This is a genomic window from Pseudomonas sp. GM74 (assembly GCF_000282455.1).
Taxonomy (GTDB): Bacteria; Pseudomonadota; Gammaproteobacteria; order Pseudomonadales; family Pseudomonadaceae; genus Aquipseudomonas.
Window position 1 is genome coordinate 1 of record NZ_AKJG01000021.1, and the last position, 12,443, is coordinate 12,443.

12 protein-coding genes and 1 pseudogene are annotated in these 12,443 nt (G+C 62.8%); 1 reads left to right on the forward strand and 12 read right to left on the reverse strand.

The window, feature by feature from the left end; all coding sequences use genetic code 11:
• Positions 1 to 1,128, forward strand: a pseudogene (locus PMI34_RS27640) (ribonuclease E); the annotation flags it as partial.
• Positions 1,129 to 1,263: 135 nt separating this feature from the next.
• Here the strand turns inward: PMI34_RS27640 and PMI34_RS22820 are convergent.
• From PMI34_RS22820 to PMI34_RS22765, 12 genes are all read right to left on the reverse strand, one after another.
• Entirely contained in the window at positions 1,264 to 1,854 is a 591-nt protein-coding gene (locus PMI34_RS22820; protein WP_008046993.1) for a nucleotidyltransferase family protein, read from the reverse strand.
• On the reverse strand, positions 1,851 to 2,834 hold the full coding sequence (locus PMI34_RS22815) for an XdhC family protein (protein ID WP_008046995.1): 984 nt from the start codon (positions 2,832 to 2,834) through the stop codon (positions 1,851 to 1,853). The genes PMI34_RS22820 and PMI34_RS22815 overlap by 4 nt, the downstream gene beginning before the upstream one ends.
• Positions 2,834 to 5,155, reverse strand: a complete 2,322-nt coding sequence (locus tag PMI34_RS22810) for a xanthine dehydrogenase family protein molybdopterin-binding subunit (RefSeq protein ID WP_008046996.1) — start codon at positions 5,153 to 5,155, stop codon at positions 2,834 to 2,836. Before PMI34_RS22810 ends, PMI34_RS22815 begins: the two co-directional genes overlap by 1 nt.
• Entirely contained in the window at positions 5,152 to 5,622 is a 471-nt protein-coding gene (locus PMI34_RS22805) for a (2Fe-2S)-binding protein (protein WP_008046998.1), read from the reverse strand. Before PMI34_RS22805 ends, PMI34_RS22810 begins: the two co-directional genes overlap by 4 nt.
• Positions 5,623 to 5,937: 315 nt before the next feature.
• A complete protein-coding gene (murB, locus tag PMI34_RS22800; RefSeq protein WP_008047000.1) occupies positions 5,938 to 6,957 on the reverse strand; it encodes a UDP-N-acetylmuramate dehydrogenase in 1,020 nt (339 codons plus the stop codon).
• The gene (locus tag PMI34_RS22795) at positions 6,954 to 7,418 is read right to left on the reverse strand and encodes a low molecular weight protein-tyrosine-phosphatase (protein ID WP_008047001.1); all 465 of its coding nucleotides are present in this window, start codon (positions 7,416 to 7,418) and stop codon (positions 6,954 to 6,956) included. Before PMI34_RS22795 ends, murB begins: the two co-directional genes overlap by 4 nt.
• Positions 7,418 to 8,182 carry a 3-deoxy-manno-octulosonate cytidylyltransferase gene (gene kdsB, locus PMI34_RS22790; RefSeq protein ID WP_008047005.1) on the reverse strand — a complete coding sequence of 255 codons (765 nt, stop codon included), beginning with the start codon at positions 8,180 to 8,182 and terminating at the stop codon, positions 7,418 to 7,420. Before kdsB ends, PMI34_RS22795 begins: the two co-directional genes overlap by 1 nt.
• The gene (locus PMI34_RS22785) at positions 8,179 to 8,364 is read right to left on the reverse strand and encodes a Trm112 family protein (protein WP_003179363.1); all 186 of its coding nucleotides are present in this window, start codon (positions 8,362 to 8,364) and stop codon (positions 8,179 to 8,181) included. The genes kdsB and PMI34_RS22785 overlap by 4 nt, the downstream gene beginning before the upstream one ends.
• Before the next feature lie 23 nt (positions 8,365 to 8,387).
• The gene (gene lpxK / locus PMI34_RS22780; RefSeq protein ID WP_008047016.1) at positions 8,388 to 9,398 is read right to left on the reverse strand and encodes a tetraacyldisaccharide 4'-kinase; all 1,011 of its coding nucleotides are present in this window, start codon (positions 9,396 to 9,398) and stop codon (positions 8,388 to 8,390) included.
• Positions 9,398 to 9,826, reverse strand: a complete 429-nt coding sequence (locus PMI34_RS22775) for an ExbD/TolR family protein (RefSeq protein WP_008047019.1) — start codon at positions 9,824 to 9,826, stop codon at positions 9,398 to 9,400. The genes lpxK and PMI34_RS22775 overlap by 1 nt, the downstream gene beginning before the upstream one ends.
• Positions 9,823 to 10,458, reverse strand: a complete 636-nt coding sequence (locus PMI34_RS22770; RefSeq protein ID WP_032829396.1) for a MotA/TolQ/ExbB proton channel family protein — start codon at positions 10,456 to 10,458, stop codon at positions 9,823 to 9,825. Before PMI34_RS22770 ends, PMI34_RS22775 begins: the two co-directional genes overlap by 4 nt.
• A 98-nt stretch (positions 10,459 to 10,556) precedes the next feature.
• A partial coding sequence (locus tag PMI34_RS22765; protein WP_008047022.1) for a DNA internalization-related competence protein ComEC/Rec2 occupies positions 10,557 to 12,443 on the reverse strand: 1,887 nt, incomplete at its 5' end.

Consider the following 12,443-nt stretch of genomic DNA (forward strand, 5'->3'; position numbering starts at 1 on the left):
CCCGCCGCTACGGCTGCTACCGCTGAAGAGCGTCCAGCTCGCCAGCCACGTGAAGAACGCGCTCCACGCCCACCGCGTGAAGAGCGTCAGCCACGTGCCGAACAAGCTGCCGCAGCCGCAACCGAAGAAGAACTGGTCACCAACGAAGAGCAACTGCCGGAAGACGGTCAGGAAGGCGCCGAAGGCGATCGTCCACGCCGCCGTTCCCGTGGTCAGCGTCGTCGCAGCAACCGTCGCGAGCGTCAGCGTGACGCCAACGGCAACGTGATCGAAGGTTCGGAAGAGTCCGAGTCCGGCGAAAACGCTGAAGCGCCAAGCACTTCCGATCTGGCCGCCGGCCTGGCTGTCACCGCAGCCGTAGCCAGCAGCGTGATCAGCGCTCCAGCCGAAGCTGAAGCCAATGTGCAAGCCGAACGCGCCACTGCCGCGACCCTGGAAGCAGCTCCGGTTGAAGCGCCAGTCGTTGAAGCGACCACACCGGTCGAAGTCACCGCCTCGCCGGAAATCGAAGTGGTGCCTGCGCCGGAAGCTCAGCCTGTTGTTGAAGCGGCTGCCGAGCCAGCGCCAGTGGTAGAAGCACCTGCCCAGGCTGAAGAAGCGGTTGTTGAAACCGTGACTGAAACCGTACGTGAAGTTCGCGAAGAGCAAACCGCATTCAACTGGGTTGCCGAGCCAGCCGTCGCTGAAGCCGCTGCACCTGCCGCTGAAGCCCAAGTGGCTGAAGCCATGGTTTCCGAGCCGGTGGTTACCGCCGCGGAACCGGCCCCAGCGCCAGTCGTTGAAGCTCCGGTCGTTGCCGAGGCACCTGCTCCGGTAGTCGAAGCTCCTGTCAGCGCCCTGACGCCAAGTGGCCGTGCGCCTAACGATCCACGTGAAGTGCGTCGTCGCAAGCGTGAAGCCGAGCGTCTGCAGAAGGAAGCTGAAATGGCTGCTGCCGCTCCAGCTGAAGCGGTTGTCGCTGCCGAGCCTGCACCGGTTGCTGCTGAAGTGGTTGAGGCAGCTCCTGCCCCGGCCGCTGAAGTGGCTGCCGAGCCGGTTGAGTCGGTGATCCACGAAGCACCTCGCTCCGTTCAGGAAGCGGTAGAGCAAGCCGAGGAAAAAGAGCACGAGCCTAAACCTCTCGTCTGATTCCATCGGCCACTAAAAAGCCCCGCCTGGTAACCCAGGCGGGGCTTTTTTATGCCTCATCATCACACTACCCTTTGTGGGAGCGGCGGTGCGACGACTCGACTTGCTCGCTCCCACAGGGGATCACCTGCGGAACTACTTGAACTCCAACGCCTCAGGCACATCCACATCCCACAACACGCCGGGATCATCCACGGTCACTTCAACCACCCGCCCTTGGGCAAACAGCGGTTTGGCTCCACGATCCCCCGATAGCGCCATCAACCCCGCCGCGAAGTCCCGTCCGAACCCGACCGGATGCCCGTACTCACCGTCCTGCACGGGTACACTGATACTGTCATCGCTGATACCCGCCACCACTTGCCCGATACTGGAAGGCAGGATGAACGGCATATCCCCCAGCACCATCAGCCAACCATCGAGTTGCTTGCAGGCCGCGACGCCAGCGGCAATGCTGTCCCCCATTCCCGTCGACTCGATCAGCACAATCTCGCAGCCATAGGCCTGAGCCATGCGAATCACTTGCGGGCGGTCAGCAGTGGTCACCAGTACGCGTTTGTCCAGCGTCGCCGGCAAGTTGACCAGCGTGTGCTCGATGACGGACCGCACCACGCCGTCACGTCCGGTGCAATCGGCCACCAATTTATCCTTTTCGGCGCCCGCCGCCTGACGAAAGCGGTTGCCCTGCCCCGCCGCCAACACGATGACGCCAATGGACTTGCTCATATGCTCTCCCGCGCGGCTTTCTTCTGCTTCAGTTCGATGCCGTTTTTGACCGCCACGATTTCCGCCATGAGCGACAAGGCAATTTCCGCTGGATTATGACTGCCAATGTGCAAACCGATCGGACCATGCAAGCGGTCAATCGCCGGTTGCGACAAACCCAGTTGGGCCAGGTTTTCCCGGCGCTTCTGGCTGTTGACCCGCGATCCCAGCGCCCCGACGTAGAAAGCCCTGGAATCGAGGGCCGTGAGCAGCGCCATGTCGTCCAGACGCGGATCATGGGTCAACGCCACGATGGCGGTGCGTTCATCGGTCTGGATGTTCAATACCGCCTCATCCGGCATGCCCGAAACGAATCGTCCGTGCTGCTCCTCCCAGCCGTAGACGAACTCGCTACGCGGATCGCAAATCAGTACCTCGAAATCCAGCAGCCGGGCCATTTCCGCCACATAGCGCGACAACTGCCCCGCGCCGATCAGCAGCAAGCGCCAGCGTGGGCCATAGATCGCCCGCAAGGTCTGTCCGTCGAACGTCAGCACGTCAGCTTTACTGGCCGGCTGCAAAAGCACTTTGCCGGTGGCCAGGTTCAGTTCACGGGCGACGATTTCATGGGCCTCGCAACGGGCGAGCAAATGCTCGACCCAATCCCCATCGTCGATACGCTCCTCGGTCAAGCGCAAGGTGCCACCGCAGGGCAAGCCGAAACGTGCGGCTTCCTCGCGGGTCACGCCGTAGGTGATCAATTGCACCGGCGGCCCGTCAAGCGCGAGGCGCCCGTCGTGCAGCCGGGCGATCAAGTCATCCTCGACACACCCACCCGAGACCGAACCAATCACCATGCCGTCTTCGCGCAATGCCAGCATGGCGCCGGGTGCCCGGGGCGCGGTGCCCCAGGTTTCGACCACGCTGTACAACACCACCCGCTGACCGGCGCGATGCCATTGCAACACGCTGCGCAGGACGTTCAGATCAGCGCTGTCCATCAGGCGCCAGCCTTCTGCCAGCCCGACAGCTGATAACGAACCGGCAGGTTGCGGATGCGTTTGCCGGTGGCAGCAAAGATCGCATTGCACAGTGCCGGCGCAATCGGTGGTACGCCTGGCTCACCCACACCGCCCAATGGTACGTTGCCCGGCGGCGTCACCAGATGCACCGCCACTTCTTTCGGCGCCAGGGACATGCGCGCCACTTCGTACATGTGGAAGTTATCCTGCTGGACCTTGCCGTCCTTGAAGCTGATTTCCCCCAGCACCGCATTACCCAGGCCCATGACGCAGGCGCCCTCGAACTGCGCGCGAATCCGCTCGGGGTTGATCTGCGGACCGCAATCGACGGCAATGTCGGCCTTGTGCACGATCAGTGTGCCGTCGTCTTTGACTTCAACCTCAATCACTGCCGCCACATACGTCACGAAGCTGTAATGCACCGCCAGGCCCAGGCCACGCCCCTTGGGCAACTCACGCCCCCAACCGGCAGCTTTGGCAGCGGTCTCCAGTACCGTGCGCAGGCGCGCGGTGTCGATCGGATACCGCTCGGGGGACTCACCGTAGTTCCACTCTTCACTCAAGGTGCGCGGATCGATCTGACGGTCCGGGCCGAGCAATCTGATCTGATACTTCAGCGGATCCTGCCCGGCCTTGTGCGCCAGTTCATCGATAAAACTCTGGATCGCGAAGCCATGGGGAATATTCGACACCGAACGATACCAGCCCACCCGGGTATGCACCGTTGCCTCGGGGTTTTCCAGGCGAATGTTGGGGATCGCATACGCCATGTTGGTGAACCCCATGCCCAGTTCGAACGCCGCCTCATGTTTCATGCCCGGCGCAAACAACGCGGTGATGCTCGGGGCCACCGTACGGTGCAACCAGCCGGACGGCAGGCCATCCTTGTTCAGGCTGGCCTTGAGGTATTCGACCGACACGGTGTGGAAGTAGGAACAGTGGATATCGTCTTCACGGATCCATTGCACCCGCACCGCTTTGCCGGGGAACTCCTTGGCGAGGATAGCGGCCTCGATGATGAAGTCTGGCTTGGACTTGCGCCCGAACCCGCCCCCGAGCAAGGTCACGTTGAACGTGACCTTCTCGAACGGCAGGCCCAGGCGCTCACCGATCCGTTCACGGGTGACCTGCGGCGCCTGGCTTGGCCCCCAGGCTTCGCACGCACCGTCCTTGAACCGCGCAATGGCGACCATCGGCTCCATCGGCGACTGTGACAGATGCGGCAAGTAGTAGGAGGCTTCCAGCGTGCTATCGGCGCTGGTCATGGCCTGGTCGATGTTGCCGGTATTGCGCACCACTTTGCCGGGTTTGAGCGAGGCGGCTTCGAGTTCCTTGCGATAGGCAATCGAGTCATAGCTGGCGTTGGGTCCGTCGTCCCATTCGATTTTCAGTGCCTCGCGGCCCTTGATCGCCGCCCAGGTATTGTTCGCCACCACGGCGATGCCGCCCAGGGGCTGGAACTCCAAAGGCAACGGACGGCTTTCGATCTGCAGTACCTTGACCACGCCGGGGACCTTCATCGCCGCGCTGCCATCGAAGCTTTTGACCTTGCCGCCATACACCGTGGGCCGCGCAATGGTCGCGTACAGCATGCCGTCGAAATGCACGTCGGCGCCGTACACCGCACGACCGTTGACGATGTCTTCACCGTCGATGGCCTTGGTGCCTTCCTTGCCGATGTAACGGAACTCAGCAGGTTGCTTGAGCTTCAGGCTGTCGCGGGCCGGAACCGGCAAGGCGCTTGCGGCGGAGGCCAGGGCGCCATATCCAAGCTCGCGGCCGGACGGCTCATGGACGACCTTGTGCAGTAGCGCATGGCATTCGCCGACCGGCACTTTCCATTGTGCGGCGGCAGCCTGTTCGAGCATGGTCCGCGCGGCGGCACCGCAGCGACGCATCGGCTCGTACCAGTGACGCATGCTGCGCGAGCCGTCGGTGTCCTGGTTGCCGAAGCGTACTTCATCGCCGGGAGCCTGCTGCACCTTGACCATCGCCCAGTCGGCTTCCAGTTCATCGGCCACCACCATGGTCAAGCTGGTGCGCACGCCCTGGCCCATCTCCGAGCGGTTGCAGATCACAGTCACCGTCCCATCGGCGGCAATGCTCACATAGACTTTCGGATCGTCGACCCAGCCGTGGGGCATGCCGTCGGCGCCGAACTTCTTCTCTTTCTCTTCGGCAAATGCGGCCTGCCAGCCCCAACTCGCGGCGACCACCAGCGCACCGGTCGCCCCCACGCCCTTGAGAAAACCACGGCGACTGAGGTTGCTCAGGGCAAAATCATTCGGTAACCGGCTCATGCCTTTGCCTCCTTCAGGTGAGTGGAGGCCTGGCGGATCGCGGTCTTGATACGGTTATAGGTGCCGCAGCGGCAGATGTTGCCGACCATGGCTTCTTCGATCTGCTCGTCGCTCGGGTTCGGATTGGTCTTGAGCAACGCTGTCGCCGACATGATTTGCCCGCCCTGGCAGAAGCCGCATTGAGCTACCGCCGTGTCGAGCCAGGCTTGCTGCACGACTTTGCCGATCGGGTCGGCGTGCAGGTTGTCGATGGTGCTGACATTCTGGCCGACGACTGAACCGATGGGCGTGATGCAACTGCGTGCGGGAGCCCCTTCGATATGAATGGTGCAAGCACCGCACAGGCCCATGCCGCAGCCGAATTTGGTGCCGTTGTATCCGGCCACGTCGCGGATCGCCCAGAGCAGCGGCATGTCCTCGGTGACGTCGAGTTGATGGTCTTGACCATTGAGTTTCAGGGTAATCATGGGCACGCCCGCATAGATCTTGAGTTATGGGGTCGAGCAATCTGCCGCTGGATCTCGGTGGGTCGCACGCAGATCGACTCAGGCTAATGGGCTCTCTTATGCGGACGCAGACGTCTGCACCGGGCCTTTGGTGAAGCAAGACTGTGCATCGTTAGCTGACTGAGTTAACCGAGCATTAACAAAAAAGCCCTGCTTAGACAGGGCTTTTAGCTGCAAGCTTTAAGCTGCAAGCTTCAAGTAGAAGCAAAACAGCGAAGAGCCTGAATTTAAGGATTGTAGCTTGCCGCTTGAAGCTTGTAGCTCGCGGCTGCCTTATCAATACCGGTTCGGCTCCATTTCCAGATCGACATGGAATCGCTCGAAAATGTCTTTCTGGATGCGCTGCGCCAGGTTCAGCAATTGCAGGCCCGTCGCGCCGCCATAGTTGACCAGCACCAGCGCCTGCAGCTTATGAACACCTGCGTCGGCATCGCGAAAACCTTTCCAGCCCGCCCGCTCGATCAGCCAACCGGCGGCCAGCTTCATCTGCCCGTCGGGTTGCGCATAGGCCACCAGGTCCGGGTATTCGCCCTTGAGCCGAGCAGCCAGCGGCGCCGACACCAAGGGGTTCTTGAAGAAACTGCCGGCATTGCCGAGTACGGCCGGGTCCGGAAGCTTTTCGTTGCGGATGCTGCAAATGGCCTGGCTGACATCGCTGGCGGTCGGATGCTCGATGCCTTGTTCGGTCAGGCGCTGGCGCACCGGGCCGTATTCCAGGTGCAGATGCGCGGCGCGGTCGAGGGCGAAACGCACACGCAGGATCAACCAACGCCCCGGCTCCTGCTTGAACAAGCTATCGCGGTAAGCGAAGTTGCACTCTTGCAGTGTGAAGTCGCGCAGTTCGCCGGTCTGGCGATCGAGGGCGGTCAGGCCGGCGAACACGTCCTTGATCTCGACGCCATAAGCGCCGATGTTCTGCATCGGTGCCGCACCGACGGTGCCGGGAATCAGGCTGAGGTTTTCCAGGCCGGACAGCCCCTGGGACAGTGTGTGCTGCACAAAGGGATGCCAGGGCTCGCCCGCCTCGGCCTCGATCACCACTTTGCTGCCATCATCGCTGATCACGCGAATCCCGCGCGTGGCCATGCGCAGCACCAGTGAATCGATATCCGCCGTCAGCAGCAGGTTGCTGCCACCGCCGATCACCAGCACCGGGACCTTGTGCTCCAGCCCGTAGGCCAGGGCTTCTCGCACATCGGCGTCGCTATGGGCCTGGGCAAACAGCCGGGCCTGGACATCCACGCCAAAGCTGTTGTACGGCTTGAGCGAAACCTGCGACTGAACCTGCAAACTCATAACCGTCCCTTCAATTCGATCACCAGCAAATCACTGGCGTGCTCGATCAGGCCCAGCACCTGCTCGAAACCTTGCTCGCCGTCGTAGTACGGATCCGGCACTTCATCGACTTCCGACTGGTAACGACGCAGGAACAGGTCCAGCTCGGCCTTGCCCTTGGTGGGCTGCAAGGCCTTGAGGTTACGCAGGTTGCTGTTGTCCATCGCCAGGATCAGGTCATAGGTGGCGAAATCGGCGCGGCTGACTTGCCGGGCGCGCTGGGCGGACAAGTCATAACCGCGCAGCTTCGCCGCGGCCTGACTGCGCTTGTCCGGCGCCTTGCCGACATGCCAGTCGCCGGTGCCGGCGGAAGCGACTTCGACCTGGTCGGCCAGCCCCGCTTCACGCAGCTTGTGCCGCAGCACGCCTTCGGCCGTGGGAGAACGGCAGATGTTGCCCAGGCACACGAACAAAACGCGCATCACGCCTCCAGCAGGCGACGAACGCGCTCGAGGTCTTCAGCGGTATCGACGCCGGCTGGCGGCGCGATCAGTGCGTCGGCGACGTGAATCCGCACGCCGTGCCACAGGGCACGCAGCTGTTCCAGGCACTCGGTGTTTTCCAGCCAGCATGGGCCCCAGCTGACGAAATCCTGCAGGAAACCGGCGCGGTAGGCATAGATGCCGATATGGCGGCGGTACGGCACGCCTTCGGGCAACTGCTCAAGGTTCACGGCGAATGCATCCCGCGCCCAGGGCAAGGTGGAGCGACTGAACGTCAGCGCCAGGCCATTGAGGTCGCTGACGACCTTGACCACGTTGGGATTGAACAGGGTTTGCGCGTCTTCGATCGGCTCGGCCAGGGTGGCCATGCGCGCTTCGGTGTGGGCCGACAGGTTGGCGGCGACCTGATCGATCACGCTCGGCGGGATCAGCGGTTCGTCGCCCTGGACGTTGACCACGATGGCGTCGGGCGCCAGGCCCAGTTTCATCGCGACTTCGGCCAGGCGATCGGTGCCGGAGTTGTGATCTTCACGGGTCAGCACCACTTCGGCACCAAAGCCTTTGCAGGCCTCGACGATGCGCGCATCGTCGGTGGCCACCACCACCCGCTCGGCGCTGCTTTTGCTCGCCTGTTCCCAGACGTGCTGGATCATCGGCTTGCCGGCGATCAGCAGCATCGGCTTGCCCGGCAAGCGGGTGGAGGCGTAACGCGATGGAATGACGACGGTAAAGGCTGTGGTCATTTATCCAGGCGCTCGTCGGTGGTCAGGGTGCGCGCTTCGGATTCGAGCATCACCGGGATGCCGTCGCGAATCGGGTAGGCCAGGCCTGCACCCTTGCTGATCAGCTCGGTCTTGTCGGCGCTGAGCTTGAGCGGGCCTTTGCAGACCGGGCAAGCGAGGATATCGAGCAATTTGGTGTCCATGAGCATTCCCTGAAAAAACGGAGTTAAGGCAACAAACGAGCCGGCAGCAGGCGCATCAGCTGTGTGTCGAACCAGGCCACGAAGGCCGGCGACGGCACGGCATCGACCGCCAGGTACCACCAGTCGGCGGCGGCAAAGGCACGGCATTTCACCGCGTCCTTTTCCGTCATCACCAACGGCAATGACGGCGTGAAATTCAACGCCTGCACGCTGTATTCGGCGTGGTCGGCAAACGCATGTGGAACCGGCTGCCAGTGTAGCGTTTCGAGGGTCTTGAAGAAACGTTGCGGATTGCCGATGCCGGCCACCGCGTGCAGGGCCTGGCCGCCGGGGAAGTGGTCGAGGGGACGTCGTTCGCCGCTGCGCAGATTGACCAGCGCGGTGGGTTGCAACTGGAAGGCAAACCCGTCCTGGCGGTCGGCCGTGGCACCGTTGTAGAGCACCGCGTCGACGCTTTGCAGGCGCTCGGCCGGCTCACGCAATGGCCCGGCAGGCAGGCAACGGCGATTGCCCAGACCGCGAGCGGCGTCGATCAGCACCAGTTCCAGGTCGCGGGCCAGGCGATAGTGCTGCATGCCGTCGTCGGACAGGATCAGGTCCAGCGGCTCACTGGCCAGCAAGGCTTTGACGGCATTGCTGCGATCGGGGTCGATCATCAGCGGCACGCCCGTGCGCTGGACGATCAGTAACGGCTCGTCACCGGCGACGTCGGCGCCTTGATCGGCCTCGACTCGCCATGGCAATTGCGGTGGCTTGGCGCCGTAACCCCGGCTGACCACGCCGACACGCAGGCCGCTACGCTGGCAGTGCTCGATCATCCATAGAATCAGCGGCGTCTTACCGGTGCCACCCACGGTGATATTGCCGACCACGATCAGCGGCACCGGCGGCTGGTAGATCTCGCCCTCACCCGCCAGAAAGCGCTTGCGCTTGTTCATGACCACGCGCCGGTACAGCCATTCCAGTGGCTGTAACAGCTTCAGGGCCGGATGACCTGCGTACCACGCGGCGAGCAATCGATCGGACATGGCCATCAGGGCGCCGGGGGCGCCGCCTCGATGGTGGTCATGCGCAAATGACTGAAGCCGAGTTTGCCGGCCGCATCCATGGCAGTCACCACGGACTGATGCGCAGTCTTGCCGTCAGCGCTGATGGACAACGGTCGATTGGTGTCGCCATTGGCTTCTTTTTGCAACGCGTCCATCAGCGAGGCCAGGTCGCTTTTCGGCAGGATCTGGTTGTTCACCGAGAACACGCCGTCGGCGCTGATGGCGATGTCCAGCGGCTTGCTCTGATCGTCGGCCGGCGTGCCGCTGACGGCTTCCGGCAGATCGACGCGCAGCTGGGTCTCACGGGTAAAGGTGGTGGTCACGACGAAAAACAGCAGCAGCACAAACACCACGTCGATCAGCGACACGAGGTTGATGTCCACGTTCTCCCGTTGCTTGCGGCGGAATTTCACGCTTTGCCCTCGGCCAGATCAACGTCACGGTCGCCCTGCACCACTTCAACCAGCTTGATGGCCTCCTGCTCCATGCCCACGACGAGTTCATCAATACGCCGTTGCAGAAACCGGTGGAAGAACACCGCCGGGATACCGACGATCAGCCCCGAAGCCGTGGTGATCAAGGCTTTGGAAATACCGCCGGCCAGCACGGCGGCGTTGGTCATCATGCCCGTGCCCATGAACGAACTGAAGATATCGATCATGCCCAACACAGTACCCAGCAGACCCAGCAACGGCGCCATGGCGGCGATGGTGCCCAGTGCGTTGATGTAGCGCTCCAGCTCGTGGATCACCCGGGCTGCGGCCTCTTCGATGCACTCCTTCATGATCTCGCGACCATGTTTTGAGTTGGCCAGGCCGGCCGCCAGGATCTCGCCCAACGGGGAGTTGGCGCGCAGTTCCTTGAGTTTTTCCTTATTGAGCTGTTTGTCCTTGATCCAGACCCAGACCTGCCCGAGCAAGTGCTCCGGGGTCACGCGGCTGGCGCGCAGTGTCCAGAGACGTTCGGCGACGATGGCCATGGCCACGATGGAGCTCAGAATGATCGGCAGCATCATCCAGCCGCCGGATTTGACCAATTCCCACACAGTGACAGTCCCCTCGAAAAAGTGCGCCACTCTAACATAGGGGGTGGGCGCACCGAAGACCGTGATGTCGCATCCGGTCGGGCTTTGATCACGCTCGGTCATGGGTTCAAAGGCGGCGGATCGCGCCAGAAACGCCGTTCCTGGCGCATCGACCACGGCGGCTCGAAGCGCCCCAATTGCAGACGAATGGCACCCTGTTCGACGCTGTCGTAGATCGCCATCCCGCGTTTTTGATAACGCGCGATGACCGTAGGATGCGGATGGCCAAACGAATTGCCCTGGCCGCGGGAGATCAGCGCCCCTTTAGGTTGCAGGACGTCCAGCAGGGCGTTTGACGACGAACTGCGACTGCCGTGGTGTGGCGCCTGCAGCCAATCGGTGGGCACGGCCAGCGGACTGTCCAGCAGGGCTCTTTCGGCGGCGGCATCGATGTCGCCACTCAACAGTAACCGTTCGCCATTGGCCTCGATCAGCAAGACACAGGAGTTCTGGTTGCTGTCGCCGGCTGATGGCCAGTGCCAGAGCTGGAAATCGACTTCATCCCAGGTCCATTGCCGGCCGCTCTCACAACGCCCGGCCTGCAACTCCGCAGGCAAGTCAGAGGGCTCACCACTGACCACCTGTTTGACCGGCAAGCCCTTGGCAATCGCCCGGGCACCGCCGGCATGATCGGCATGGGCGTGGCTGATCAGCATCAGGTCGAGGCCCTTCACCCCGAGTTTGCGCAACGCCGGCAGCACCACCCGCTCCCCCTGGTCGAGCTCACCGAATCGCGGTCCGGCGTCATACAGCAACGTGTGATGCCGAGTGCGCACCAGGATCGCCAGGCCCTGACCGACATCCAGTTGCCAGGCTTCGGCCATGCCTGTCTGCAACATCGGCCTGGGCGAAAAAACCAGCATCAACAGCATGGGCCATCCCAACGGGCGCATCGGCAAGCCTCGCGGCAGCAATAGCAAAAAGGCGCCAATGGCACCGATTACCCAGGCCCAAAGCGGGACTGCCGCGGGCACCCACGCGGGAACCTGACCGGAGACGAGCCCCAACGCCCTGAACCACCCGTCGATCAGGCCGCCAGCCAGCCAAAGCAATTTCTCACCCACATAAGGAACCGGTAGCAACAGTGTCCCGAGCAACGCCGGTGGCAGGACCACCAGACTGATCCAGGGCACCGCGAACAAATTGGCCAGCGGCCCGCTGAGACTGATTGGCAACCCCAAAGCCAGTAACAGCGGACACAGACCGATTGCAATCAGCCACTGGGCCCGAGTCCAGGTCTGCCACCAACGCCACGGCCCCAAACGTCCGCCGAAGGTCAATATCAAGACGGCCACGGCCGCGAAAGACAGCCAGAAACCAGGCTGAAGACTCGCCAGCGGCGCCAGCAGCAAAATGCCGTCGAGTGCCAACAACAGTGGCCACCATGCACCGAGATGACGGAACCGCAGGCGCCACAACAACACCATGGCAATCATCAGGCAGGCCCGCCGTACCGGCACCTCGAAACCGGCCAGCACCCCGTAACCGAGCGCCGCGGCGAATGCCAGGCCACACGCCCAAGGCAACCATGGCAGACGCTTCGGCCATAACCCAAAGCGGGCCAGGCCGGCGATCAGCAGATACACGACGCCCGCCAGCAACCCGATGTGTTGCCCGGAAATCACCAACAGATGCACCGTGCCAGTGTCCTGCAATACCTGCCAGTCTTCGCGACTCAGCCCGGCGCCGTCCCCGAGTACCAATGCCGTCAGCGCGCCGTTTCGCCCTTGGGCATCCACCGCCAGCAAACGCTGACGGATGGCATCGCGCCAGGCCCATCGAGCTGGCGCAAGGCGTTCACCCTGTTTGATTGTCCCGGTCGCACCTATGCGTTGTGCCAGCAACCAGGCCTGGTAGTCGAAGGCCTGCGGATTGAGGAGCCCGACCGGGCGCTTCAACTTGACTGCCAGACGCCAGCGCTCGCCACTGTTCACCGGCGGCCCGCC